Genomic DNA, 25,663 nt, shown 5'->3' on the forward strand with positions numbered 1-25,663 from the left:
GGCCAAGGCGGCGCACGTGCTGCGGCCCGGCGGCCGGCTCCTCGTGTTCGGGCACGCGTTCGACGCCCCGCCCGAGGTCACGGAGGCCTTCGCGACGGTCTACCGGCGGGTGGCGCCCGACTCGCCGCTGAACCGGCGGGCGCCGGCCGGGACCGCTCTGGAGATCTACCAGACGATGTTCGCCACCGCCGCGGACGGGATCCGGCGGGCGGGCGGATTCGGCGAGCCGGAGCAGTGGCGGTTCGACTGGGAGCAGTCCTACACCCGCGACGAGTGGCTGGATCATCTGCCCACCACCGGCGCCCTCACCCGGCTCCCGCCGGACAGGCTGGCGGAGGTGCTGGACCACGTCGGGGCCGCGATCGACGAGATCGGCGGCGGCTTCACGATGCCGTACGTCACGCTGGCGGCCACCGCGATACGGATCGACGCCGCCTGACCCGGCTCGGGTCGGCGGCGACGAAACGCCCCCGCGGGCCACGCGGGGGCGTCACAGGTCGTCAGCCGTGGACGTCGGGGCCGGCGTGCGTGATCTTCACGCGGATCAGCACGCGGCGTTCGCGGTTCATGGCCGCGCGGTAGTCATCCCAGTCCGGATGCTCACCGGAGATCATCCGGTAGTAGTCGATGAGCGGCTCCATGGCCTCGGGCAGGCGTACGATCTCGGCCTCGCCGTCGATCTGGACCCACTCACCGAAGAAGGCGTCGCTGATCAGGCAGAACGTCACATGGGGATCGCGGAGCAGGTTGCGGGTCTTGGCTGCGGTCTCGCGGGTGCTGACGATCAGGCGTCCGGCGTCGTCGACCGCGCACAGGACGGGTGACGTCTGCGGGCGGCCGTCCGCATGGCGCGTGACCATGATCGCCCGATGGTGTTCACGGGCGAAGTCGCGCGCCCGGCTCGGATCCACGAAGCGATACTAGTAGCGAGCGGCTCGCCTGTGCAGCTCGTGCTCGTGCACGAGGGCGACGGCATAACCATGGGAGAGGCCGTGCTCGTCCGCGAGCCAGTTGACCCTCTCCTCGCATCGGATGAACGAGGGGCCGTCATCTATGGCTTGGAACCACTCGGGGAGGTCACGACCTGTGACTTTGGGGATGCGTGCGATGAGATTCTTGTGCGTCTCCGGTGAGTGGTTCAAGGACATAGGCACCTCCTGGCTGGGCGTGCATCTTGTTGACGACTTTGCAACAGCGATGCCCATCGCACAACCCCCCTGGGGCGACCTTTCTGTCACGGCACGTAGATCAATGGTAACGGAGCGTGCGCGATTCATTACGAACCGCTAACGCTCGTGTTGCGAGACGCTTAACGCCGCGGGTTCACGGCCCCCTACAGGGCAGACGCGGACCCGCGCGGGCCGTACGGGTGCCCTCAGCTGAGGCGCTCGAACACCATGGCCATGCCCTGGCCGCCGCCGACGCACATCGTCTCCAGCCCGAGCGTCTGGTCGCGGCTTTGCAGTCCGTTGAGCAGGGTGCCCGTGATGCGGGCGCCGGTCATCCCGAACGGGTGGCCGACCGCGATGGCCCCGCCGTGGACGTTGAGCTTGTCGATGTCGACGCCGAGCTGGCGGTAGGAGGGGATCACCTGGGCGGCGAACGCCTCGTTGATCTCCACGAGGTCGATGTCGTCGATCGTGAGCCCGGCGAGCTTCAGGGCACGGCGTGACGCCTCGACCGGTCCGAGCCCCATGACCTCCGGGGACAGCGCGGAGACGCCCGAGGAGACGATGCGGGCGATCGGGGTCAGGCCCAGCTCGGCGGCCCTGGTGTCGCTCATCACGACCACCGCGGCGGCGCCGTCGTTCAGCGGGCAGCAGTTGCCGGCGGTGACCGTGCCGTCCGGGCGGAACGACGGCTTCAGCTGTGCGACCTTCTCCAGGGTCGTGCCGGGCCGCAGGCCGTCGTCCTGGGAGATCACGGTGCCGTCGGGCAGCTCGACCGGGGTGATCTCGCGGGCGAAGAAGCCCGCATCGATCGCCTTCTCGGCGTTGTTCTGCGAGCGGACGCCGAACTCGTCCTGCTCGGCCCGGCTGATGCCGTGCAACTCGGCGACGTTCTCGGCGGTCTGGCCCATCGCGATGTAGACGTCGGGGACCTGGTCGTCCTCACGGGGGTCGTGCCAGGCGGCCTGGCCGCCCTCCCCGCGCTTGACCGTACGGGCCTGTGCCTCGGCGAACACGGGGTTCTGGGTGTCGGGCAGGCCGTCGCTGCTGCCCTTGGCGAACCGGCTCACCATCTCGACGCCGGCCGAGATGATCACATCGGCCTCGCCCGCCTTGATCGCGTGGAAGGCCATTCGCGTCGTCTGGAGTGAGGAGGAGCAGTAGCGGGTGACCGTCGCGCCCGGGACATGGTCGTAGCCGAGCAGCACGGCCACGACGCGCGCCATGTTGTACCCCTGCTCGCCGCCCGGCAGCCCGCACCCGAGGAGCAGGTCATCGATGTCGGCCGGGTCCAGCTCGGGCACCTTGTCCAGTGCCGCGCGCACGATGCGGGCGGTGAGGTCGTCGGGGCGCAGATCCTTCAGCGATCCCTTGAACGCCCGTCCGATCGGGGAACGAGCGGTCGCGACGATGACAGCCTCAGGCATTACGGGTCTCCCTCATCTCGGCCTGGCATCCGCCTCGCGGGCGTGCGTGGGCGGATGCCCGACTCGCAGGTTACTGCGTGAAGGACCCGATTCCTACTGAGGGGTAGCAAAGCTATTGGTACATGCCCGGGCTCGTCCCGTTGCCGTCGTGGACGCCGTGCAGGCCGCCGCGGTCGTCGCGCCACACCCGCCAGCCGTCGACCGCCCCGGTGTACCAGCTCGGCGGTACGGCCTTCGCCGCGTCGAGCCGGTGGCCGTTCTTCAGGTCGAACGGGCAGAGCGCGGCGATGGGGTAGAAGCCCTCCTGGCCGGTGATCTTCAGCGGGGCCGGCGTCGTGGTGCAGAACGACCAGGCGCGCGCGTGCCCGCCGATCGCCTTGCCGGTGCGCAGGTCGTACATGAGGCTGGGCTGGTCGTGTGCCAGGAAGCCGACCGCCGAGAGGTTGTCGGGGAAGGCGAGCCACCAGTTGGCCTTCGGCGTGCCCGACGTGGTGAGGCGGGTCACCGACCGGCCGGTGCGGGCGTCCAGCTCGGTGAAGCCGCCGTAGCGGTCGTGGTCGTCGACCTCGCGGGCGATCAGTGAGACCGCGGGGTTGGCGCTGGGGTAGACCCGCAGCAGCCGCTTGCGCACCCACTGCTGCTTTCCGTCGGCCAGCCGCAGGGAGAAGAACCCGAACGCGGACAGCGGGCCGTTCGAGCGCGTCTGGTAGGGGGCGAGGTAGCCGATGAGGGTGTCGCCCGCCGAGCCGAACGCCCAGCCGCCGGAGAGATTCGCCCCGCGGCCGAGAGCGGTTTCGACCGGAAACGTCCAGATCTGCTTGCCGGTGGCGAGATCGTGCGCCTCGACCGTCGGGTGCGCCGACATGCGGAACAGCACCACGCGGCCCGGGCCCGCCCACTCGACCTCGGCCACGCCCGGCATGTGCCAGGCCGGCTTGCCGGTCTCGGGGTTCAAGACGGTGAAGGCGGCCGACTTGCGCGCGGTCTCCTCGGACGCGCAGAGCAGCGCGCCGCACCGGGCCGGGCCGAAGGTCGTGCCGACGGTGCGCGTCCAGCGCTGGGCCCCGGTGCGCGCGTCACGGCCCACCAGGGCCGCGCCGTGGCCCTGGGCCTCGACGCTCGCGACGATGATGTGCCCGGTCGTGCCGGCGATGGCCGGCGGCGCGACGCCCATCGCGGCCGGTCGGCCGGAGATCACGGCCGGCCGTGCCCACAGCCGCTTTCCGTCGCGGACGTCGCTGACGACGGTCTCCAGGTGACCGTCCGGTCGCAGCGCGGTGGCCGCGGAGAACCCCGAACCGATCACGGGCCGGCTGACCGCGTCGACCGCGGTGTCGTTCCACGCCGGACGGTCGGCCGTGGCCGAAGGCTCGGACGAGCCGCCACAGGCGGCCGCGCCCAGTACGAGTGCGGCGATCTGTGCCGGAATGAGTGCGGAGAGTAGTCGTCGGTGCGGCGCCACGGCCGTACCCCCTTCGGTTGGACGCCGGTCGAGGCTAGCAGCGCTGGGTGACGGTTCGCAGACGGAACGTGATTATGGAGAGGGTGGGGTACCTTCTGAGCAGAACCGTTGTGGAACGACAAGGACGTCGCTCGTGGATGTGCACAACTCCCTGACCGAGCTCATGGGGAACACCCCTCTGGTCCGGCTCGGCAAGGTCGCGGCCGGGGCGCGTGCCCAGGTGCTCGCCAAGGTCGAATACTTCAATCCGGGCGGCTCGGTGAAGGACCGCATCGCCGCCCGCATGATCGAGGCGGCGGAGGCCTCCGGCGCGCTGCGCCCGGGCGGCACGATCGTCGAGCCGACCTCGGGCAACACCGGTGTCGGTCTGGCCATCGTCGCCCAGGAGAAGGGCTACCGCTGCGTGTTCGTCTGCCCCGACAAGGTGGCCGGCGACAAGATCGCGGTGCTGCGGGCGTACGGCGCGGAGGTCGTCGTGTGCCCCTCGGCGGTCTCGCCCGAGCACCCGGAGTCGTACTACTCCGTGTCCGACCGCCTCGCCGCGGAGATCCCGGGCGGGTGGAAGCCGGACCAGTACGCCAACCCGAACAACCCGCGGTCCCACTACGAGACGACCGGCCCGGAGATCTGGGCGCAGACCGAGGGCCGGATCACGCATTTCATCGCGGGCATCGGCACCGGCGGCACGATCAGCGGCACGGGCCGCTACCTCAAGGAGATCTCGAACGGCCGCGTCAAGATCATCGGCGCCGACCCCGAGGGCTCGGTCTACTCCGGCGGCAGCGGGCGGCCGTACCTCGTCGAGGGCGTCGGCGAGGACATCTGGCCGCAGACCTACGACCGGGACATCTGCGACGAGGTCATCGCGGTGAGCGACAAGGACTCCTTCACGATGACGCGGCGGCTCGCGCGCGAGGAGGCGCTGCTGGTCGGCGGGTCGTGCGGCCTCGCGGTCGTGGCGGCGCTCCGCGTCGCCGCCGCGGCCGGCCCGGACGACGTCGTCGTCGTGCTCCTGCCCGACGGCGGCCGCGGCTACCTGTCCAAGATCTTCAACGACGACTGGATGGCCGACTACGGCTTCCTCAGCTCCGACACCGAGGAACCGCGCATCGCGGACGTGCTGTCCCGCAAGGGCGACGGGCTGCCGGAGTTCGTGCACGTCCATCCGCACGAGTCGGTCGGCACCGCGGTCGCGATCCTGCGTGAGTACGACGTGTCCCAGCTCCCGGTCATGAAGGAGGAGCCGCCGGTGATGGCGGCCGAGGTCGTCGGCTCGGTGGGCGAACGCGACCTGCTGGCGGCCCTGGTCACCGGCCAGGCCACCGCCGACGACCCGCTCAGCGAGCACATGGCGCCGCCGCTGCCGATGGTGGGCTCCGGCGAGCCGGTCAGCGAGGCGGTGGGCGTCCTGGAGAAGGCCGGCGCGGCCGTCGTCCTCGTGGACGGCAAGCCCGCCGGAATGATCACTCGCCAGGACCTCCTGGGCTTCCTCGCGGGCGGCTGACACTCCTCGTGCCCGCCGGCGTGATCGTGTCGGCGGGCTGCTTGCGGCGTCGGCGACCGACTCCGCCGCCCCTCGCCGGGGCGTACGCATACCCGCCCCGCCCGCTGTCACCGCTGCGACCGTGCGCTACAGCCCCGCGTGCAGGTCGGTGTGGAGGTAGCTGTATCCGGCGCCGGAGCGGGTTTTGCGTCCTTCGGGGCGGCCGTGGGTCTTGTCGCCGTCGCGGTCGGGGATGGTGCCCGGCTTCTTGATGTCCATGTGTACTGGTTCGCCGGGGTTGGCGCGGTCGGTCCGGGCCAGGCGGTTGAGGCGGTAGCGGACCAGGGCCCGGTGCACCGTGGCGGGGTTCAGCCGCAGCAGCCCGGCGATTCGCGCCGGTCCCCAGCGGCGGGTCACCGGGACTTTGATGATCCGCCGTTCGGGGTGCGCCGGGGGGCTGGTGTGCGGGCGGCTGGAACGGTCGGCCATCCCGGCCATCCCGGCCATCCCGGCCTCCCCGGAGGCGCGGTAGCGGTCCGCCCACCGTCTCGCGGTCGTGGAAGCGCTCAGCGGCCAGCCATCCTCGACGACACAGCGGGCCAGGCGAAGATGCCCGGTCTCACCCAAAGGTGCATTACGGTGCGGCATGAGGGCCTTCCTGGTCGATGTAGATGTCGCAATCCACACCGAGCCAGATAGCCCTCACCTTCATCCACCCCGTGTCGCCATCACCAACCTCCATGGTCAGTACGGCCAGTGCGTGCCGGAGCGGGTGAGATCGGCGAGTACGCCGACGGTGCGGTCCTGTTCCTCGGCGCCGCCGAAGGGTGACGCGATGAACTCCGTGACGCCGGCGTCGGCGAGCCGTTTCACGCTGCGGGCGACGTCATCCTCGTCTCCGGCGATGACGACGTCCTGGGGGCCCGCCGCCCCCTCGCGGTCCAGTACCGCGCGGTACTCCGGCACCTGGCCGGCGAGGCCGAACTGTTCGGCGGCGCGTTCGCGGACGGCGGCCTCGTCGTTCGTCACGCACACGATCAGGCCCGCGACCACCTGAGGTACGGGGCGACCCGCCGCCTCGGCGGCCTTGGTGATCGAGGGAACGATGTGGTCGCCGAGGGTCCTGACGCCGGTCATCCAGGTCACGGTGCCGTCGGCGAGTTCGCCGGCCAGGCGCAGCATCGCCGGACCCAGGGCCGCGACCAGCACCGGCGGCGGCTCGGCGCCCGGCACCGTCACCGCGCCCATGGCCGTCAGCGTCTCGCCTTGGTGGGTCACGTTCTCGCCGCCCAACAGCGGACGCAGGACCGCCAGGTACTCCCGCATGCGGGGGGCGGGCCGGTCGGCGGGCAGGCCGAACATGTCCTGGACCATCATGGCGACGCCCGCGCCGATGCCGAGGGTGAGCCGGTCACCGGTCGCCGCCTGCACGCTCAGCGCCTGGCCCGCCAGCACCAGCGGGTGGCGCTGGGGGATCGGGACCACCGCCGTACCCAGGCCGATTCCGGGCACCGCGGCACCCGCCACGGCGAGGGCGGTGAGGGCGTCCCAGCCGAACGCCTGTGCCGCCCAGGCGGTGCTGAAACCCGCGTCGGCGGCCGTCCGTACCTGGCCGATGATCTGTTCGAGAGTCGAGGGGCCTCGCGTATCGCCCACGACGAGTCCAATCCGCATCCTTGGTTCCTTCGGGTCGCGCTGACCGGAGAAGTTCTCCGCTTAATGGTTCCGCTAGGATATGGAGAACTTCTCCACTTAGCAACGTGAGGGGTACGGATTGCCTCAGCCCTCTCGGCGGCGAATGCGCGCCGATGCCCGGGACAACCGCGAACGCGTGCTGCGGACCGCCAAGGCCGTCTTCACCGAGTACGGCGCGGACGCGTCCCTCAACAAGATCGCCCAACGTGCCGGCGTCGGCGCCGGGACGCTCTACCGGCACTTCCCGACGCTCCAGGCGCTGCTGGTGGCGATCATCAGCGAGGATGTCGAAGCGCTCTGCGCCGAGGGGCGCGACCTGCTGACGGACCCGTCCCCGGACGAGGCGCTGCGGACCTGGCTGCGTGCCGTGGCCGTGCACGCGACCGCGATGCGCGGGCTGGTCGCGACCCAGATGGCCGGCCAGCCCGCGCAGGAAACGGGCGAAGGCCTGGCCGCCTGCCACGAGGCCATCCGCACCACCGGCGCGGCGCTGCTCACCCGCGCCCAACGCGCCGGAACCGCACCCGGGGAGGCCGACATCGACGACCTGCTCAAACTGGTCAACGCCGCCGCCTGGGCCAGCGAGCAGACACCCGGCGACGAGCACCTCCTGGACCGGCTGCTCACGCTGATCACCGGCAACCTGCGGCGGCCGGGGTGATCACCCGCCGGACACCGAGCCGCCCTGGCTGCGGGCGTCACGGGTCAGGACGGGACGGACGGCATCGGCGTCCGGGCCCCGCGAGAGGCGACGCCAGGTGGACCTGGTCGCGGCGCTAGGGCCTGTCTCGGTTGGGTCGTGGGTTTTCCACAGCCGTGGGTGTGGTCTTTCTTTGGTGTGTGGGGTGGCTTGCAATGGAAGTGGGGTCGGCGCCCCCTGGGAGGGCGGGGAGTGTCTGGGAGGGCGGGGAGTGTCTGGGAGGGCGGGACTTTGAAACACGCCCTAGGGCCTGTCGTCAAAGTTCATAGCCACATCAATAGTGATGCCAGGGTGACGGCGGCTTGGTAGGAGGTGGCGGTCTTGTCGTAGCGGGTGGCGATCCCGCGCCATTGTTTGAGGTGGTTGAAGCAGCGTTCGACGACGTTGCGGCGTTTGTAGGTCTGGGAGTCGAAGGCGGGTGGGCGGCCGCCGGCGCTGCCGCGCCGTGCTCGGTTGCGGATCTGGTCTTTGCGTTCGGGGATGGTGCAGGTGATGTGATGACGCCGCAGCCAGACGCGGATGGCTTTGGAGCTGTAGCCCTTGTCACCGAGGAGGTGATCAGGGCGGCTGCGAGGCCGTCCCGGTCCGATCCGCGGAACACTGATGGCGTCCATGACGTGGGTGAAACGGGTGCAGTCGTTGACGTTGCCGCCGGTCACCACGAACGCCAACGGACGCCCCAGCCCGTCACAGGCCAGATGGATCTTGCTGGTCAGCCCGCCCCGGGACCGCCCGAGCGCCCGATCACAGCGCCCCTTTTTCGCGCACCGGCCGCATGCTGATGTGCCCGCACGATCGTGGAGTCCACCGAGACCAGCCAATCGATGTCACCGCCCGCATCAGCCCTGGCCTGGACGGACTGAAGCATCCGGGTGAACGTCCCGTCCTTTGCCCAGCGGCGGAACCGAGTGTGCAACGACCGCCACGACCCGTACCGCTCAGGCACATCCCGCCAGGCCACACCGGTACGGAATTTCCACACGATCCCGTTCAACACCCGACGATCATCCAACCGGGGACGCCCCATCACCGACCTGGGCAACAACGGCTCCAGCAACTCCCACTCCGCATCGGACAACTCATGACGACGGATCACCCTCTACATGATCCACAATCCATGATCACCGCAAGACCACTTTGACGACAGGCCCTAGGTGTGCTGTCCGGGGAGGTTGGTGACGGGCGACATGCTCTGGGTGGTCCTTGAATGAGGAGAGGACCTTCTGGTTTCGGTGTGGATTGCGACATCTGCACCGACGTCCACGAGGCCCTCGTGTCCCACCGTAACGCCCTCCTTTGAGCCCGGACCGGCCGCCTGCGCCTGGCCCAGTGTGTCGTCGAAGACGGCTGGCCGCTGCGCCGGGCCGCCGAACGTTTCGGCGTCAGCCATACCACCGCCGCACGCCGGGCCGCCCGCTACCGGCGACTGGGCGCCACCGGTATGCACGACCGCTCCAGCCACCCGCACCACAGCCACCCGCACCACAGCCCCCGCCGAACCCCACCACAGATCGAAGCGCACCTGGTCGCGCTGCGCCGGACGCACCGCATCGACCCGCACCGGCCGCCCGCACCAGCATCGCGCCATCCACCGCACACCGCGTCCTGACCCGGCACGGCCTGCCACCCCCGACGGCCTGTGACCGGGCCACCGGCGAATCCACCCGCCGCCACGAACGCCCCCTGGAGACCTGACCCACATCGACGTCAAGAAACCCGGCCGCACCCCCGACGACGGCGGGCACAAGGCCCTGGACCACGCCCCCGGCCGCAAGAACCGAAAACGTGACGGCCCCGGCCACCTGTACCCGTACACCACCCTGGACGACCACTCCCGCCAGGCCTACACCGAAACCCCCACCAACAAGACCGCCGCCACCCGCACCGCGTTCCTAAGACACACCACGGCCTGGTTCACCGCCCCTGGCCATCCAACGCGCCCTGACCGACAACGCATGGGTTTACACCACGACCAGCTGGCGCACCACCTGCAAAGAACCGGGCATCAGCCCTCGCTGGACTGGTACAACTACCACCGACCCCATACCGGCCTCGGCGGCCAACCCCATGTCTCGAGGTCCCCGTTCGTGGCGAGCGGCGTCCAGGAAGTGCGCCGCAAGGCGGAGGAGGGAGACAGCCTGGTTTGGCTGCGACCTTTCCCGTGGGGCGACAACGCGCCGAGGCGCCGCGCAGCCGGACAGCAGGACCTTGAGACAGGCCCTATAAGTGGGCGAGCCGCCGTCCGCGATCGCCTCCCGCCGACGCGCCGCCGTCGCCGAGGTCCGGCGCGAGTGGTGGGGTGACCGGCGACCGGCCCCGGACGTGAGAAACGCCCGGCGGCGCGTGTCGCGTCGCCGGGCGTTTCCTATCGGAACGCCGACGCGGCCCGGCCGGGCCGGTCGGTGGACCCGTGGGTCAGCGGGGCTGTCCCGCCAGTTCGTACGGCTCCGCCGCCGGCGGGCCGGGCTTCTTGGCCCGGTCGGCGTGGCCGGGCCACCAGGCGGCGTGCCCGACCAGCGCGGTGACCGCGGGGACGAAGAACGTCGAGACCACGAACGCCGACAGCAGGATGCCGATCGCCACGCCGAACCCGATCTGGGCCAGGAACGACATCGGCGACAGCACCAGCACCGCGAACGTGCCGGCGAGGATGACACCCGCCGCCGCCACGGTCGGGCCGGCGTGCTGGACGCCGACCGCCGCGGCGTGACGCGGCTCGTGGCCCTCGCGTGCCTCCTCACGGAGCCGGGCGATCATCAGGATGTTGTAGTCGGTCCCGATGGCCAGCACGAACAGGTACAAGATGATGGGCATCTGGAACATCAGCCCGTCCTTGCCCTCCGCGCCCTGGAACAGGGCCACGGTCGCGCCGAGCGTCGCGGTGAAGCCGAGCAGCACCGCCACGACCAGGTAGACCGGGGCGACAAGCGCGCGCAGCAGCAGGGCCAGGATGATCGCGATCAGCGCCACCGCCACCGGCAGGATCACCGACAGGTCGCGGGTGTTGACCTTGTTGATGTCACCGAAGATCGCGGTCGTGCCGCCGACGAACACCTGCGTGCCCGGAGGGGCGTTCTGGTGCACGGTGTCGTGCAGCGGTCCCTTGACCAGGTCGATGGCCTGGTTGGAGTTCGGGTCGAGCTTGAGCACGACCGAGAACTTGGCGACGGTCTTGTCGGGGTTCAGCTGGGCCGGAGCGGCCTGGCCGACACCGTCGGCGTGCGCCAGCTTCTGGCGGAACTGCTCCAGCACCTGCGGGTCGAGCGGACCGGTGCCCTTGACGTACACCTGGGTCGGGTCGGTCAGGCCCGGCGGGAGGCTGCTGCGCAGGTCCTTCAGCGCCTTGGCCGACTCGGTGTTCTGCGGCTGGCCGGAGCTGAAGTCGTAGTTGGCCTTGAAGCCGATCGCCGCGCTCGCCAGGGCGATCAAGACGATGCCGGACGCGACCGCGGTGATCAGCGGGCGCCGGCCGACGAAGCCTCCCAGCCGCTTGTACGTCGTGGCCTTGGGCTCCTTCTTCCACGACTTCGACGGCCAGAACACCGCGCGGCCGAGCAGCGAGACGACCGCCGGGACGAGCGTCAGCGCGGTGATGAGCATGACGCCGACCGCGATGGCGAGCTGCGGGCCGAGTGCGCCGAAGGACTTGAACTTGGCGAGCAGCAGTACGAGGAAGGCGACGATGACCGCGCCGGCGGCCGACGCGATGGCCTCGCCGACCCGCTGGACCGTGACCATCATGGCCGTCTTCTTGTCCTCGCCGAGCCGCAGGCGTTCGCGGTAGCGGAACAGCAGGAACAGGATGTAGTCGGTGCCGATGCCGTACAACACGATCAGGATGAGCTGCGAGAAGCTCGAGTCGAACTTCAGGTTGAACGCATTGCCGATGATGGCCGAAACCGCGTTCGAGACCTCGAGCACCAGGGCGACCACGATGATCGGCAACAGTGCGGCGATCGGTGCCCGGAAGATCAGCAGGATCAACGTGATGATGAGGACGACCGTGGCGAGCCCGATCATCGCCATCGTCTTGTTGTCGGACTCGGCGTTGTCGATGGTGCTGGAGACGTTGCCGCTCACGCCGTAGTGCAGGCCGGTGCCCTTGAACTGCTGGGTGGCGGCCAGCCGCAGCTTCTTGACGGTGTCCTCGTTCTTCTTCTCCAGCTTCTGGTCGGCGAAGCTGGTCGGCAGAGGCACCGCGACGATCTGGACGCGGTGGTTCTGCGACACCGTCTGCGGGCCCGTCGCCAGCGCGGTGATGCCGGGAATGTGCTGAGACTGCAGCGTCTTGGCGATCCGGCCGATCTTCCCCTGGTCGGCCGCGGTCAGCGGGGCCCCGTCCGACCGCTTCACGACCATGAGTTCGTTGCTGACCTTGGTGCTGCCGCTCGGGAAGGCCGTGTCCGCGAGCTTGGCGGCCTGTACCGATTCGTACTTCGTGGGCAGGAAGTCCTGCTGGTCAGAGTGTGTGTCGAGCTTCGGTGCGAGCGCGACGGCGACGGCCGCGGCGACCAACCACGCCACGATCGTCCACCATGGGTGTCGTACGACGGTACGCCCCAGCCATCCGAACACGGGTGGCTCCCCTTCATCTGGTATCGATTGTCCCTAAGAAGGTATGGGCACGAAGAGACGCTCACCTCCCCTCTTGAGGCGATTTCGGCACTCGTCCCTGTGGGGGAGAAGTCTCATCCCTGGGTATGGCTCACCGTTGGTACGGCTGTGTCGGTGGAGGCACTAGCCTCACTGCATGGACGGTTTCAACGACGTGACCGGCTTCGAGACACTTGCCATTCACGCTGGCCAGGAGCCCGATCCCGCTACGGGAGCGGTCGTTCCGCCGATATATCAGGTATCCACCTACAAGCAGGACGGAATCGGGGGTCTGCGCGGCGGCTACGAGTACAGCCGTACCGCCAACCCGACCCGCGCCGCGCTGGAGGAGTGCCTCGCCGCGCTGGAGGGCGGGGTGCGGGGCCTGGCGTTCGCCTCCGGGATGGCCGCGGAGGACACGCTCCTGCGTACGGTCTGCAAGCCCGGTGACCACGTCGTCATCCCCAATGACGCGTACGGGGGCACCTACCGGCTGATCTCCAAGGTCCTCAAGTCGTGGGGGCTGGAGTACGACCCGGTACCGGTGGCGAGCGTCGACGCCGTACGTGCGGCGGTGCGGCCCGACACCAAGGTCGTCTGGGTGGAGACGCCCACGAACCCGCTGCTCGGCATCGCCGACATCGCGGCGCTCGCGCAGGTCGCCCACGAGGCGGGCGCGCTCCTGGTGGTGGACAACACGTTCGCCTCGCCCTACCTCCAGCGGCCGCTGGCGCTCGGCGCGGACGTCGTCGTGCACTCGACCACCAAGTACCTCGGCGGGCACTCCGACGTGCTCGGCGGCGCGCTGGTCGTGGCCGACATCGAGTTGGGCTCGCGGCTGGCCTTCCACCAGAACTCCATGGGCGCCGTCGGCGGCCCGTTCGACGCCTGGCTGACCCTGCGCGGCATCAAGACGCTCGGCGTACGCATGGACCGGCACTGCGCCAACGCCGCGCGCATCGCCGAGTTCCTCCTGCGGCACCCGAAGGTCTCGTCGGTGCGCTACCCCGGCCTGCCCGACCACCCGGGCCACGAGGTGGCGGCCAAGCAGATGCGGGCGTTCGGCGGCATGGTGTCGTTCCAGCTCGCCGAGGGCGAGGAGGCCGCCGTACGGGTCTGCGAGCGCACCCGGCTGTTCATCCTCGGGGAGTCGCTGGGCGGGGTCGAGTCGCTGATCGAGCACCCGGCGCGCATGACGCACGCCTCGGCGGCCGGGTCGCCGCTGGAGGTGCCGCCCGACCTCGTACGCCTGTCGGTGGGCATCGAGGACGCCGACGACCTGCTCGCCGATTTGGAACGTGCCCTCGGCTGATTGGAACGTGCCCTCGGTGGGTGAGAACCGCCCGGCTCCCTGACGGGGCCGGGCACCGTCGGGTCACGGAACCCCGGCCTCGCCGGAGGGGCCGGAGTCGATCACATGTGGCGTCACCACTGGCCGTACTCGTAGAACTGGTCCTGCTCGCGGAACGCCTCGGAGCGGTCGTTGTCGACGCACCGTGCACAGGTGGCCCTGGCCGGGTCGTGACAGATCATGCGGTCGTCGGTGATGACCTCGCCGCACATCGCCTCGGTGTACTCGGGCTTGATCTTGCGTGGCAGATGGCGCGGTGGCGCGGTGTCCACGGTGACTCCTCGACCGCCCTGGTGACAGATGCTCCCCCCGCGCGGCGGTCCTGCGCGGTGCCGACCCTACATGTCGCCGACCGCACGGCCCCACCCCCGGGATTGATCGTCTAGACGGCGGCTTCGAACAGCCTCTCCGCCCGGGTGATCGCCTGCGCGAGGGCGTCGGGCTCCGGGCGCAGTCCGGCCGTGATCGCGTCCATGCCGCGCAGGCCGGCCCGTCGCAGGAGCCGTTTCTCGTTGGTGGCCCACTCACCGCGGGCTGCCAGCACCGCGTGCGCCGTGTTCATGGCGGCGGTGGCCAGGGCGCCCGTGACCTCCGTGGCCTGGCCGCCTCGGACGTAGGCGGCCTTGGCGTACTGGAGCGTCATGGCCGCGCGGTCGCGCCACACCGGCGGGGCCGCCTCGCGCAGTGCCCGCGGGTACTCGGGGCGAGGCAGGGCTCCGCGGAGCACCTGGTTGACGGCGAGTTCGGCGACCACCAGGTAGCTGGGAACGCCGGCGAGATGGAACATCAGCGGCTCCCAGTGGAAGCGGCCCTGCCGGGCCTCGGCGAGCTCGTGGTCGACGACGTCGAGGTCGCGGTAGTGGACGTCGACGTGCCGGCCGTCGATCGTGAGCCACGCTCCGCCGTTGAAGACCCCTCCGCCCCAGCCGCCGATCTCGCCGACCTCGCCCTCCCAGCCGACGGCGCGCAGATCGGCCGGGTCGAAGCCGCCCCGGTAGTAGATGGCCAGGTCCCAGTCGCTGTCCGGAGCGTGAGTGCCCTGAGCGCGCGAGCCGCCGAGCGTGACGGCGCGTACGGCCGGCAGGGCCGCGAGCCGATCGGCGACAGGGGCGAGGAACATGTCGTCGGTCATGAGGATCCGATCGGGTGAGGCGAATGACGGGCGCTGCGGGGACACCGAGCGGACGCCGGAGCAAAGGGCTCGGACGGCGTCATGCGAATCGGTGCGCCGATGTCATCGCTTCATGAGGCTGATCGTACCGCCCCCGGCTCGGCCGATCTCAGGACGGGCGGTCGGGTCGGAGAGGTGACCGGAGGAACTCCTGAATCGCGGGAGCGACGGCACGGGCGAGGTCTTCTGCGGTCTGGAGATCGTTGCCGATCGGGACCATGGCCAGTTGCCCGTTGGGGAGGGTACTGGCGGCCTCTTTCGCAAGGAGGGTGGGGTGACGTGCGTCGGTGCCGGGGAAGATGAGGGTCGGCGCGGTGATCGTGGCGAGGTCGTCGATGCTCCGGAAGGAGCGGTCATGGCCGATGGCGGCTGCGGCCACGATGCTGGCGGGGTCGGATCGGGGTATGGCGTCGCGCACCATGGCCCCGATGACGGGCGGGAGATCGGCGAGGACAGGCTCCCAACCGGCCGCGATGCCGTCGGCCGCGACGCGGGTGGCGAATGCGTCAAGGAAGCGGATCTCGGCATCCTTCGACTCGTCGTCCTCGATGTCCTCGACCCCGATCAGCACGGCGGCCTGTACCCGGTCGGCGTATGCGGCCGCCGTCCGAAGCGTGATCGTGGAGCCCAGACCCGCCCCGGCGAGTACGGCGCTGGGAAGGCCGACGTGGTCCAGGAGCGAGATCACATCCTCGGCGTACCGGGCCCAGGAGTAGCGGGCCGGGTCCGTGCAGATGGAACGGCCGTAGCCGCGCAGGTCGGGCAGGATGACCCGGCAGTGGTCGGCGAGGCGTTCGGCCAGAGGAAGCATGCTCTTGTGGTCGGGGCCACCGGCATGCATGAGGACAAGGGGCCGGCCTTCTCCGATGACGGTGGCGTGCAGGCCGCAGCCATCGGCCGCCTGGTAGCTGATCTCTTCCATGAGCCGAACCTAGGGCGAGTCCAGCGGCGTTCGGAAGGCGCTGATCCGCCTATGGGTATCGCGTTTCGGACACCTCGCCCCCTCGGTCAGCCGTGCCAGACCATCAGGACCAGGATGACGATCCAGATCAGCGCGACGACGCCGGAGATCGTGGCGATGCGGCCGGTCTCGACCTTGGCGACCTCGGCGGCGAGCCTCGGCTCCGGCTTCGGCTCGGGAGCGGGCGTCTCGGCCTTCTCCGCATCGGACGGGATCTCGGCGCCGGCCACGGGCTTGTCGGTCGGTGCCGTGGTCGCCGCCGTCTCGGCGGGGCGCGCGGCCTCCGCCTTCTCCGCGCGCCGCTCGGCCGCGGCGACCTCGATCTTGTGGAGTGCCTTGCGCTGGTCGCGCTCGACGATGAACAGCAGCACGAACGCCACGATGAACAGCGTCATCGACGCCGACAGCCACATCTGGTCGAACTTGCCGTGTGCCAGCAGCGCGCCGAACAGGAAGATGCCGAGCGTCAGCAGCCCGTAGATGCGGGTCGAGCGGTTGAGGCTGCGCACGACCGACGCCTCACCACGCCGGATGTGGCGCGGCGTGGCCATCGTCGCGGCGGTCACCGGCCCGAGTGCGAAGATCGCGAAGCCGATGTGCAGGATCATGAGCAAGCGATCACCACTGGACATGGCTCGACCCTAGCGCCCACCCGAGGTCGCGGCCAGTGCACCCCGGGTTCACGCTGCGTGAAAACCCGGGTGGTCGATCCACACGTGCCGGGCGTCCGGCGTGACCGTCAGCCCGAACCGGTCGTGCGCCGGCCGTCCGATCGCCAGCCACCGCAGGTACGCCCGCTCGGCCTCGTCCCACAGCCGCCGCGCCCCCTGCTGCCGTACGAGGAACTCGTCCTGCCCGGGAACGTGGTCGACCGACGCCCACGCGCCGTCGTCGCAGGACTCGACCAGCCACAGCGTGCACTCGTCCGCCTCGGCGCCCTCACCGTGGAACAGGTACGTCCGTACGCCGGGGACGGCGGCGGCGAGGAACAGGTCGGCCGCCGAGTCCGCGCGCAGCCGTCGGGGATCCAGCCGGGTCGCCGACTCGGCCAGACCGTCCTGCGGCAGGCCGGACGGCGAGCGCCACGGAACGCGCTGGCCACGCAGCGGCATGTAGCCCGCGAACCCGGGGAAGGCCCCGACGGCCGTACCGTCGCCGAGGACGTGCAGCCGGGCGAGCCACCCGAACCCCCAGCCGGGCGCGAACGGCAGGACGATGACACCGCCGGGCCTCGTCTGCTCCACCCAGGTGTACGGAATGTCGGTGACGCCGGCGGCGACGTGCACGCGGTCGAACGGCGCGGCCTCCGGCAGGCCGAGCGTGCCGTCTCCGACGAACAGGCGCGGGGCGTGGCCCGTGCCGGAGAGGTTCTTGGCCGCGGTCTCCGACACCGTCGGGTCGATGTCGATGGAGGCGACGTTCCCCGCTCCGACCCGGTACGACAGCAGCGCCGCCGTCCATCCCGTGCCGGTGCCGACCTCCAGGACCCGGTTGTGGTCCTCGGGGGAGAGGTGGCCGAGGAACTCGGCGACCGTGCCCGGCGCCGAGCAGGAGCTCGACGGCTCCCCGTGGTCCGCGACATCGGCCGTGCCGTCGGCCCTCTGGGTGATGATCGCGGCGTCGGAGTAGACGGCGTCCCACCAGGCGCCGGGGGCGGCGGCCCGGTCGATGACGAAGCCCGGACCGGGACCGTTCGGCGCGGCCCACGCCCGCTCGGGCACGAACAGGTGGCGGGGCACCGCGTGGAACGCGGCCCGCCACACCGGATCCAGCAGATCCCCGTCGACGGCCAGCCGATCACAGAGCCGGTCGATCCGGGCGGTGAGATCGTCGGGGGTCATCGGCCGCTGTGCTGTCCCACCGGGACCTCCCACGGGTAGGAGGAACAGGGAACAGCAGGTTAGACCCACAGGCCGGGGCGTCGATGTAGCCGTCCGGTTACGCTCCGGTGGCGGCCGTGTCGGCCGGCCGCGCGATTCGTCACCGCGGCCGGTGATGCGATCAGCGGACCGTGACCGGCACGCTTCCGTAGGCGAAGTGGTCCCCGCCCTCCACGTCGACCGCGACGACGAGGGTCGGGCCGGGCTTCAGCGCCTCGTCGAACGGTGAGTCCATGCCGTCGGCGCCGCGGATGGCTCCCACCGAGCCATGGGTTTGCCCACCGGCCTGTACGGCGACGTAGGCGGGGGGCGAACCCGTCGCCGTGCGCATCCGCGGCCGGCCGCTCACCGTGGCGTGGGCGGCGGGTTCGCGGATGCGGACGGTGTCGGCGACGCCGGGATCGACCCGTCCATCGTGGGCGCCGTCGGCCATGGAGTGCACGACGACCGCACCCCTGGGGCGCAGCGTCCCATCCTCGATGAGCAGGTACAGGAACGCGCTGGGAGTGTGGCTTCCCTGGGTAAGAGTGTCGATCAGCCGCCACGTCGCCGGTCCGCCGTGGCCGGGCGTGAGCCCGGCCAGCGCGGCCCGCAGCCCGTCCACCGAGCCGTACCGCCGCTGTGCCTCGGGCGTGAGCAGCGCCCACGCCGCCCGGGCGTCGCGGCGCGCGACCGCGTGCTCCCATCGGCGCGGTACGTCTTCGATCCCGCTGGTGACCGGCGGCGACTTGCAGCAGACGGGCCTGGGCGGAGCCGGCGAGGACCGGGCCGCCGCGACCCCGGCCACCGCCGACGCCGCGACCACCAGCCCGAGAACCGGCCACAGGAAGCGGCGTCGCCTGAAAGACCGGCTCGGAACGCTCATCGATGCCTCTCTCCAACGTGCCACGGGGCGCTGGAACTCAGACAGCCCCGCCCGCACCACGGTTCCCGTCCGGCGGGCGGTGCCGTTCCCGGCGCCGACGGGTCGGGCCCCGTCGCCACAGGCCGTCCCGCCCGGTGACCAGGCGCCAGATCAGATACCCGAGCCCGAAGACCCCGGCGAAGAAGAAGACGAGCATCGTCACGGGGACGCCGCCCGGCCTGACGGCGCCTGAGGCGGCGACGCCGAGGGCGATCAGGACGCCGGTGAGGTAACCGGCGGCTCGACGGAGACGGCTCTTCTTCCTCACGGCGGCGCGGCGTTCAGCCCACGGCCCGGTTCGCGGGCCGCCGACCGGAGGATCTTGATCGAGGCTTCGCGGCGGATCGCCTCGACGAGGCGATACCGCCCGTTGATCGGCTCACCGGCCTGATCCGACATGATCGTCACATTAGCGGCCGCCCCGGCGGACGCGGAGGTAGTCGCGGACCACGTACTCGCCCAGGCGCTCCGGCGTCGGGGCGAAGACCCGGCCGCCGTTGCGCCGGGCGACCTCCTCGACGAACGAGACCAGCCGTTCGTCGTCGGCGAGCATGAAGATGTTGAGCGTCGCCCGGCGCCGGGTCATCTTGTCGACCTCGGACAGGGTGAGCTCCAGCGTCTCCGGTGACGGCGGCCAGTCGAACGACGAGCGGCCGTCGCGGAGCAGGTGCGCGGTCGGCTCGCCGTCGGTGATCACCAGGATGATCGGGTCGTGTTCGGGGTGCTTGTCGATGTGGCGGCCGGCGATCATCAGGGCGTGGTGGAGGTTCGTGCCCTGCACCATGTCCCAGTCGAGCCCGGCCAGCTCCGTCGGGTGCAGTTCGCGCGCGTAGTTGGAGAAGCCGATGATCTGCACGGCGTCCTGCGGGTACTTGCTCGCCACCAGCGTGTGCAGCGCGAGGGCGGTCTGCTTGGCCGACCCCCACGTGCCGCGCAGGGCCATGGAGTAGGACAGGTCGACCAGCAGGCACACCGCCGCCGCCGTACGGCGCTCGGTCTCCAGCACCTCGAAGTCGTCCACCTCCAGGCGTACGCGCGGGCGCTCCGAGGTCGCCACCGTCCCGCCTCGGCGCAGGGCGTTCGACAGCGTGCGGATGACGTCGATGGGCTGCTCGTCGCCGGACCGCCACGGGCGGCTGGCGCCGGTCAGCTCGCCCGCCTGGCCCGCGTCGACCTGATCGTGGTCGCCCTGGCGCGAGGTTTCGAGCTGGGCGAACACCCGCCGCAACGCCGTCTCGCCCAGCCTGCGCACCGCCTTGGGGGTGAGGTCCAGGGACCCGCCACGGCGCTTGAGGTACCCCTGGCGTTCGAGCTCGGCCTCGATGCGCCGCAGTTCGGCCAGGTCGTCCACGGCCTGGCGGCCCAGCGCCCGGCGTACCGCCTCCTCGTCGATGTCGTCCATCCGCGCACCCGGGTAGTCCTGCCGCAGCGCGCCCTCCAGCTCGGCGAGGTCGGCCAGCTCCTCCAGGGCGGTGGTGGCGTCGCCCAGCGACATCGGGTCGTCGCCGTTCATCCGCTCCGAACCGCTCCAGTCGAGGTCGGGCCGCCGCTGCCGCAGCGCCGAGCCGAGCCGGGCCATCTCGCCGGCCAGCCCGGCGTCCTCCAGCGTCTGGGCCATGAGTCCGGCCAGTTCCTCCCGCTGCTCGGGCGTGAGCGAGGCGAGCAGCCGTTCGGTCGCGGCGGCGCGCCGGGCCAGGGAGTCGACGAGTTCTTCCAGGTTGCCGGGGTTGTCGGGGAAGAAGTCCCCGTACTCCCGCATGAAGGCGTCGAAGTCCTCCTGCGTGTGCCGGCCGCGCGCGTCGTTCTCGAGCATGTCGTTGAGCGCGGACATCATGTTCTTGACCCGTTCCATGGCGGCCGGGTCGGGGTTGGTCATCGCCTGCTTCATGCCGCGGAACTGCGCGTCCAGCACGTCACGCCGCAGCAGGTCCTTCAGCTCCTCGAAGGTCTGCCGCGCCTCCGGCGAACGCCACTCGTAGGGCGACAGGCGGCGTACGGCCTGCGCGGTGTCCTCCGGCAGCGTGTCGAGCTCGGCCTCGCGCAGCCGCGCGTCGTCGCTCGGGTCGGGGAACAGCGCGGCGCGCTCCTGCCCGATCGCCCGGTCGAGCAGGGCGCGCGCCTCTTCGAGCGTGCCGTCGAGCCGCCCGCTGCCGCGCAGCTGCTGACGCCGGGAGCGCACCTGGCGCAGCAGGTCGTCCAGGCCGCGCCGCCGCCGTTCGCCCGGCAGCCCGCGGCGTAGCAGCTCGCGCAGGGCGTCGGCCGGCCCGGTGCCCTCCAGCATGGAGTCGCCCATGGCGTCGATGGCCTCGCGGATGTCGTACGGAGGCGCGAGCGGATCAGGTCCGTCGTGGTAGGGCCCGTACCGGAATCCGGACACGGTGACCTTCTTTCCTCGTGACGAAACTCAGGTGCGATACGTCGACGTGCCGTCCGCGACGTCCTTGGACAGCCGTCGCATGAGGTAGAGGCCTTCGAGGGCGAACTCCAGCGCCGCCGCCGCGTGCCCGGGCGACTCGCCCTCCATGCCGAGGCCGTCCAGGATCCGCGACAGCCCGGTGACCGGGCCGATGTGGTGCAACAGCTCCGCGGCCGGTACGAGCTCGCCGGCGTCGACGGTGGCGCCGCGGTCGAACCGGTCGAGCAGGCCGGTCAGGTCCGCCGAGCCGAGCATGCGCCGCCAGGCCTCCGCGGTGGCGCGGCGCAGCAGGTGCGCCAGCACCTCCTCCTCGCGGCCCTCCTCGCTGACCTCGAACTCCACCTTGCCGAGCAGGGTCGGCACGATGGACGGCAGGTCGCAGACCCGCGCCACCGGCTGGTCCTCGTTCGCGACGGCGCCGCGGCGCAGCGCCGAGGCGGCGACGGTCTCGGTGGCCGCGATGGAGAACCGCGCGGACACGCCGGAGCGGGTGTCCACGGCCGGCGACTCGCGTACGAGCCGGGTGAACCGGGCGATGACCTCCATCAGGTGGACCGGCACGGCGGCGGTGACCTGGGCCTCCTGGCCGATCAGCACCAGCTCGTCGTCGAGGTCGAGTGGGTAGTGGGTGCGGATCTCGGCGCCGAAGCGGTCCTTCAGCGGCGTGATGATGCGGCCGCGGTTGGTGTAGTCCTCGGGGTTCGCGCTGGCCACGAGCAGGACGTCGAGCGGCAGCCGCAGGGCGTACCCGCGGATCTGCACGTCGCGTTCCTCCAGCACGTTGAGCAGCGAGACCTGGATCCGCTCGGCCAGGTCGGGCAGCTCGTTGACGCAGAAGATCCCGCGGTTGGTGCGGGGCACGAGCCCGTAGTGGACGGTCTCGGGGTCGCCGAGCGTACGGCCCTCGGCGACCTTGATCGGGTCGATGTCGCCCACGAGGTCGCCGACGCTGGTGTCGGGGGTGGCGAGCTTCTCGCCGTACCGGTCGTCGCGGTGCTTCCAGTCGATCGCCAGGTCGTCGCCGTGCTCGTCGAGCAGCCGCCGGCAGCGCACGCACACCGGAGCGTACGGATGATCGTTGATCTCGCAGCCCGCGACGATCGGCGTCCACTCGTCCAGGAGGCCGCCGAGCGTGCGGATCAGCCGGGACTTGCCCTGGCCGCGCTCGCCCAGGAGGACGAGGTCGTGCCCGGCGATCAGGGCGCGCTCCAGGTGGGGCAGGACCGTGTCGTCGAATCCGACGATGCCCGGAAAACGTGGCTCGCCGGTGCGGAGCCGGGCAAGGAGGTTGTCGCGTATCTCGGTCTTCACCGGCCGGTGGACATGACCACTGGCGCGGAGCTCACGAAGTGTCGTTGGTCGCGTGTTCACTGTCCTCTATCGCAATCTCACTGTGGCCGGCCGAAGGGCGTGCTCTTGAGTCGCCGCCCTGGTCTCACCCGCCGCGTCGGACTCGCACGCGGGCTCGTGTTCCGTTCGACACTATGCCCGGATTTTGGGATCCGCATCCGGAGGGGCCTTGGCGACACGGCGGGTTGAGGGCTGTCAACACCGGGTAGGGGAACTCGCTGGCCTTAATCGGACGGCCCGGAAGGGGCCTGCCACGGGGCCGGGAATTCTCCACACGTTGTGGTAGACCGTAAGGAATCGGACGTGTCGAAGGGGGCGAGGCAGTGGCGCGGTTCGGCGACGGCCTGGCCGTCGGCCCCGACCTTGTCGCGGCTGCGGACTCCGCGGTTGCGCAGGCCCGCCTGCCGCTCGACGGCCCGCCCGACCTCGTCTTCGTGTTCGTCTGCGCCCAGGCCCCGGACGCCGTCGAGCGGGCCGCGCGGCGGGCCATGGAGGTCGCCGGCACCCCCAACGTGATCGGCTGCGGCGCTCCCGGCGTGATCGGCGGCAACCACGGTGTCGAGGACTCCAGCGCGGTCAGCGCGTGGGCGGCGCAGCTGCCCGAGGCGCGCATCGAGCCGTTCCGGCTGGAGACGCTGAAGTTCCCCGGCGAGGAGTCGGACGGCGCGCAGCGCCTCGCCGTCGTCGGCATGCCCCAGACCAGGGACGACGACGTCGTCGCCGTCCTGCTCGCCGACCCCTACAGCTTTCCGGTCGACGCGTTCGTCGAGCGGTCCGGTGAGGTCCTGCCGGGCCTGCCGATCGTCGGCGGCCTGGCCACCGGCCAGGGTGGCCGCGGCACCGCGCGGCTCTTCGCCGATGGCGAGATCGTCGACACGGGCGCCGTCGGCGTGCTGCTCGGCGGTTCGGTCATGACCGCGACCCTGGTCAGCCAGGGCGCCCGGCCGGTCGGCCCGCCGATGGCCGTCACCCGGGCCGAGGAGAACGTGCTGTACGAACTGGCCGGCACGCCCGCGCTGACCAAGCTCGAGGAGGTCGTGGCCGAGCTCCCGGAGAAAGAACGCTCCATGATCGAGGGCGGGCTGCTGATCGGCATCGCCATGGACGAGTACGCCGAGCAGCACGAGCGCGGCGACTTCCTGGTCCGCGGGGTGATCGGCGCCGACCCCGAAGCGGGGGCCCTCGCCACCGGCGACGTCATCGAGGTCGGCCGTACCGTGTGCTTCCAGGTGCGCGACGCCGGCGCGGCCGATGAGGACCTCACCCTCATGCTCGGCGACCTCGACCTCGCGCCGGTCGAGGGCGCGCTGCTGTTCTCCTGCACGGGCCGGGGCCGCGCGATGTTCCCCAACTCCGACCACGACGTGCGCCTGCTGCGCGGCATGCTCGGCACCTCGGGCATCGGCGGGTTCTTCGCCGCCGGCGAGATCGGGCCGGTCTCGGGCCACAACCACGTCCACGGGTTCAGCGCCTCGATCCTGGCCTTCGGGCCGGCGGCGGGGAGGGGGACCTCGTGACGTGGGCGACCGGACCGCCCGCCGGGTCGTGACCTCCAAGGAGCGGTACGGGCTCGGCCAGGGGAGCGGCGAAAATGGAAGACGGCGGCGGCGCATCGGTTCTCGCGATCGACATCGGTGGCAGCAAGATGGCCGCCGCGCTGGTCGAACCCGGAGGACGGGTCGGCGCCTACGAGCGCATCGTGACGCCCCGGCCGCCCCACGTCGACGCCGACGGCCTGTGGCGCACCCTCCTGGCCCTGATCGAGAAGCTGCCGGCCAAGCGGCTCGCCGGCATCGGAGTGGGCTGCGGCGGGCCGATGTGGTGGCCCTCGGGCAAGGTCTCTCCGCTCAACATGCCCGCGTGGCGGGCCTTCCCGCTGCGGGAGCGGCTCGTCGACCGTTTCCCCGGCCTGCCGGTCCGGGTGCACAACGACGCCGTCGCGGTCACCGTCGGCGAGCACTGGCGCGGCGCCGGACGAGGCCGGGCCAACGTCCTCGGCATGGTCCTGTCCACCGGCGTGGGCGGCGGTCTCATCCTGGGCGGCCGGCTCATCGACGGCGCGAGCGGCAACGCCGGGCACATCGGGCACGTGATCGTCGACCCGGACGGCCCGCCCTGCGAATGCGGCGGGCGGGGCTGCCTGGAGGCGATCGCCCGCGGCCCCGGGCTGTCCGCCTGGGCGCGCGAACAGGGCTGGACCGGCGAGACCGGCAAGGAGCTCGCCCACGACGCCGCGCGCGGGCACCCGGTCGCCGTCCGCGCGATGAACCGCGCGGGCTGGGCGCTGGGCGTGGCGATCGCCTCGGCCACCCACCTGTGCGACCTCGACGTCGTCGCGGTCGGCGGAGGCCTGTCGCAGGCGGGGCCGCTGTTGTTCCGCCCGCTGGAGGACACCTTCCGCGCCCACGCCCGCATGGACTTCGCCCGCGAGGTCCGGGTGGTCCCGGCGGCGCTGGGGCAGATGGCGGGCCTGGTCGGCGCGGCGGCGTTCGTCTTCGGCGGCGAGCGCTACTGGTCCCGCGGCTGACGGGCGTCATGAATTTTCCATAATCTACGCCGTCAGGTAATCCGATGACCTGAGGTAACGGTCCCACCAATAACGGGAAAACTTATGGCGAACTCCGGCTAACCCCCGCAAGCCGGCGCGCCAGTTCATGTTGGGACTGACACATGCAGGATGCCGTACGGGCACCGTACGACAGTGAGCCGGTGGGGGAACGGCCGGACATCGACCGGCACACCGTCACGCCGAGCCGGATCGTCCTCGCTCCGACCAGCACGGAGTCGTTCTGGCCGCTGCGCCTCTACCGGAGACTCATGCCGCGGGCGCTGCGGTCGCGCGTCGCGCGGTGGGTGTCGCCGGAGGTGCGCAACCGGTTCCTCCTGAAGGCCTCCGCGGGCGGCCCGCTGCGCCGGCTCACGGACCGCCGCACGATCCTTTGGTACCACCTGCGCCACCGGCGGCTGGTGGCCCCGGCCGACCGAGGGCTGGCACGCACCCGCGGGCGGGTGCGGCTGGCCGAGATCCGCGCCGGCCTCACGCCGTCGTTCGCCCGCCGGGAGACGCTGGACCTGGTGTGCGCGAGCCTGACCGCGGCCGA

22 protein-coding genes and 4 pseudogenes are annotated in these 25,663 nt (G+C 71.1%); 8 read left to right on the forward strand and 18 right to left on the reverse strand.

Annotation, left to right across the window (positions count from 1 at the left end):
* Positions 1-439: pseudogene (locus ACFFNX_RS18845) on the forward strand (SAM-dependent methyltransferase); the annotation flags it as partial.
* 61 nt (positions 440-500) lie between these two features.
* Here ACFFNX_RS18845 and ACFFNX_RS18850 read toward each other — a convergent pair.
* The 4 genes from ACFFNX_RS18850 to ACFFNX_RS18865 all read right to left on the reverse strand — a co-directional run bounded on the left by ACFFNX_RS18850 (position 501) and on the right by ACFFNX_RS18865 (position 4,058).
* A complete protein-coding gene (locus ACFFNX_RS18850) occupies positions 501-911 on the reverse strand; it encodes a PPOX class F420-dependent oxidoreductase (RefSeq protein WP_378203488.1) in 411 nt (136 codons plus the stop codon).
* 9 nt (positions 912-920) lie between these two features.
* A complete protein-coding gene (locus ACFFNX_RS18855; protein WP_329242271.1) occupies positions 921-1,148 on the reverse strand; it encodes a DUF4287 domain-containing protein in 228 nt (75 codons plus the stop codon).
* A gap of 227 nt (positions 1,149-1,375) precedes the next feature.
* Positions 1,376-2,596 (reverse strand): acetyl-CoA C-acetyltransferase, encoded by a 1,221-nt coding sequence (locus ACFFNX_RS18860; RefSeq protein WP_378203492.1) that lies wholly within the window; start codon positions 2,594-2,596, stop codon positions 1,376-1,378.
* A 112-nt stretch (positions 2,597-2,708) separates the two neighbouring features.
* Positions 2,709-4,058 carry an outer membrane protein assembly factor BamB family protein gene (locus ACFFNX_RS18865; protein ID WP_378203495.1) on the reverse strand — a complete coding sequence of 450 codons (1,350 nt, stop codon included), beginning with the start codon at positions 4,056-4,058 and terminating at the stop codon, positions 2,709-2,711.
* Positions 4,059-4,191: 133 nt separating this feature from the next.
* Here ACFFNX_RS18865 and ACFFNX_RS18870 point away from each other — a divergent pair, with 133 nt between their 5' ends.
* Positions 4,192-5,562: a cystathionine beta-synthase gene (locus ACFFNX_RS18870; protein ID WP_378203497.1), complete on the forward strand. Its 1,371-nt coding sequence runs from the start codon at positions 4,192-4,194 to the stop codon at positions 5,560-5,562.
* Between the two features lie 135 nt (positions 5,563-5,697).
* On the opposite strand, the pseudogene ACFFNX_RS18875 reads toward ACFFNX_RS18870, so the two are convergent.
* A pseudogene (locus ACFFNX_RS18875) lies at positions 5,698-6,189 on the reverse strand (transposase family protein); the annotation flags it as partial.
* Positions 6,190-6,285: 96 nt separating this feature from the next.
* Positions 6,286-7,215, reverse strand: coding sequence for an LLM class F420-dependent oxidoreductase (locus ACFFNX_RS18880; RefSeq protein WP_378203500.1), 930 nt, complete (start codon positions 7,213-7,215; stop codon positions 6,286-6,288).
* A gap of 124 nt (positions 7,216-7,339) precedes the next feature.
* Here ACFFNX_RS18880 and ACFFNX_RS18885 point away from each other — a divergent pair, with 124 nt between their 5' ends.
* Positions 7,340-7,897 (forward strand): TetR/AcrR family transcriptional regulator, encoded by a 558-nt coding sequence (locus ACFFNX_RS18885; protein ID WP_378203503.1) that lies wholly within the window; start codon positions 7,340-7,342, stop codon positions 7,895-7,897.
* A gap of 302 nt (positions 7,898-8,199) precedes the next feature.
* On the opposite strand, the pseudogene ACFFNX_RS18890 reads toward ACFFNX_RS18885, so the two are convergent.
* A pseudogene (locus ACFFNX_RS18890) lies at positions 8,200-9,029 on the reverse strand (IS5 family transposase).
* A 222-nt stretch (positions 9,030-9,251) separates the two neighbouring features.
* Between ACFFNX_RS18890 and ACFFNX_RS18895 the strand changes: the two are divergent.
* Positions 9,252-10,014: pseudogene (locus ACFFNX_RS18895) on the forward strand (DDE-type integrase/transposase/recombinase); the annotation flags it as partial.
* A gap of 337 nt (positions 10,015-10,351) precedes the next feature.
* Here ACFFNX_RS18895 and ACFFNX_RS18900 read toward each other — a convergent pair.
* Positions 10,352-12,511 carry an MMPL family transporter gene (locus ACFFNX_RS18900; protein ID WP_378203506.1) on the reverse strand — a complete coding sequence of 720 codons (2,160 nt, stop codon included), beginning with the start codon at positions 12,509-12,511 and terminating at the stop codon, positions 10,352-10,354.
* 175 nt (positions 12,512-12,686) lie between these two features.
* Here ACFFNX_RS18900 and ACFFNX_RS18905 point away from each other — a divergent pair, with 175 nt between their 5' ends.
* Complete coding sequence (locus ACFFNX_RS18905) at positions 12,687-13,841, forward strand: cystathionine gamma-synthase (RefSeq protein ID WP_378203509.1); 1,155 nt, start codon at positions 12,687-12,689, stop codon at positions 13,839-13,841.
* A 113-nt stretch (positions 13,842-13,954) separates the two neighbouring features.
* On the opposite strand, the gene ACFFNX_RS18910 is transcribed toward ACFFNX_RS18905, so the two are convergent.
* The 10 genes from ACFFNX_RS18910 to ACFFNX_RS18955 form a co-directional block, all read right to left on the reverse strand.
* Positions 13,955-14,152: a hypothetical protein gene (locus ACFFNX_RS18910; RefSeq protein WP_378203511.1), complete on the reverse strand. Its 198-nt coding sequence runs from the start codon at positions 14,150-14,152 to the stop codon at positions 13,955-13,957.
* A 110-nt stretch (positions 14,153-14,262) separates the two neighbouring features.
* Entirely contained in the window at positions 14,263-15,012 is a 750-nt protein-coding gene (locus ACFFNX_RS18915; RefSeq protein WP_378203514.1) for a nucleotidyltransferase domain-containing protein, read from the reverse strand.
* A 148-nt stretch (positions 15,013-15,160) separates the two neighbouring features.
* Complete coding sequence (locus tag ACFFNX_RS18920; protein ID WP_378203517.1) at positions 15,161-15,973, reverse strand: alpha/beta fold hydrolase; 813 nt, start codon at positions 15,971-15,973, stop codon at positions 15,161-15,163.
* An 86-nt stretch (positions 15,974-16,059) separates the two neighbouring features.
* A complete protein-coding gene (locus ACFFNX_RS18925) occupies positions 16,060-16,644 on the reverse strand; it encodes a hypothetical protein (RefSeq protein ID WP_378203520.1) in 585 nt (194 codons plus the stop codon).
* 48 nt (positions 16,645-16,692) lie between these two features.
* On the reverse strand, positions 16,693-17,853 hold the full coding sequence (locus tag ACFFNX_RS18930) for a methyltransferase domain-containing protein (RefSeq protein ID WP_378203523.1): 1,161 nt from the start codon (positions 17,851-17,853) through the stop codon (positions 16,693-16,695).
* A 160-nt stretch (positions 17,854-18,013) separates the two neighbouring features.
* On the reverse strand, positions 18,014-18,757 hold the full coding sequence (locus ACFFNX_RS18935; RefSeq protein ID WP_378203526.1) for a hypothetical protein: 744 nt from the start codon (positions 18,755-18,757) through the stop codon (positions 18,014-18,016).
* 37 nt (positions 18,758-18,794) lie between these two features.
* The gene (locus tag ACFFNX_RS18940) at positions 18,795-19,064 is read right to left on the reverse strand and encodes a hypothetical protein (protein WP_378203529.1); all 270 of its coding nucleotides are present in this window, start codon (positions 19,062-19,064) and stop codon (positions 18,795-18,797) included.
* Positions 19,061-19,195 carry a hypothetical protein gene (locus ACFFNX_RS18945; protein ID WP_378203532.1) on the reverse strand — a complete coding sequence of 45 codons (135 nt, stop codon included), beginning with the start codon at positions 19,193-19,195 and terminating at the stop codon, positions 19,061-19,063. The genes ACFFNX_RS18940 and ACFFNX_RS18945 overlap by 4 nt, the downstream gene beginning before the upstream one ends.
* 10 nt (positions 19,196-19,205) lie before the next feature.
* The gene (locus ACFFNX_RS18950; protein WP_378203535.1) at positions 19,206-21,173 is read right to left on the reverse strand and encodes a hypothetical protein; all 1,968 of its coding nucleotides are present in this window, start codon (positions 21,171-21,173) and stop codon (positions 19,206-19,208) included.
* 27 nt (positions 21,174-21,200) lie between these two features.
* Positions 21,201-22,523 carry a sigma 54-interacting transcriptional regulator gene (locus ACFFNX_RS18955; protein ID WP_378203538.1) on the reverse strand — a complete coding sequence of 441 codons (1,323 nt, stop codon included), beginning with the start codon at positions 22,521-22,523 and terminating at the stop codon, positions 21,201-21,203.
* Positions 22,524-22,885: 362 nt separating this feature from the next.
* Between ACFFNX_RS18955 and ACFFNX_RS18960 the strand changes: the two genes are divergently transcribed.
* The 3 genes from ACFFNX_RS18960 to ACFFNX_RS18970 all read left to right on the forward strand — a co-directional run.
* Positions 22,886-24,079 carry an FIST signal transduction protein gene (locus tag ACFFNX_RS18960; protein ID WP_378203541.1) on the forward strand — a complete coding sequence of 398 codons (1,194 nt, stop codon included), beginning with the start codon at positions 22,886-22,888 and terminating at the stop codon, positions 24,077-24,079.
* A 74-nt stretch (positions 24,080-24,153) separates the two neighbouring features.
* The gene (locus ACFFNX_RS18965) at positions 24,154-25,089 is read left to right on the forward strand and encodes an ROK family protein (RefSeq protein WP_378203544.1); all 936 of its coding nucleotides are present in this window, start codon (positions 24,154-24,156) and stop codon (positions 25,087-25,089) included.
* A gap of 182 nt (positions 25,090-25,271) precedes the next feature.
* Positions 25,272-25,663 (forward strand): hypothetical protein (locus ACFFNX_RS18970; RefSeq protein ID WP_378203546.1); only part of this gene is annotated, 392 nt, incomplete at its 3' end.

Source organism: Actinoallomurus acaciae (assembly GCF_042429965.1).
GTDB lineage: Bacteria > Actinomycetota > Actinomycetes > Streptosporangiales > Streptosporangiaceae > Actinoallomurus > Actinoallomurus acaciae.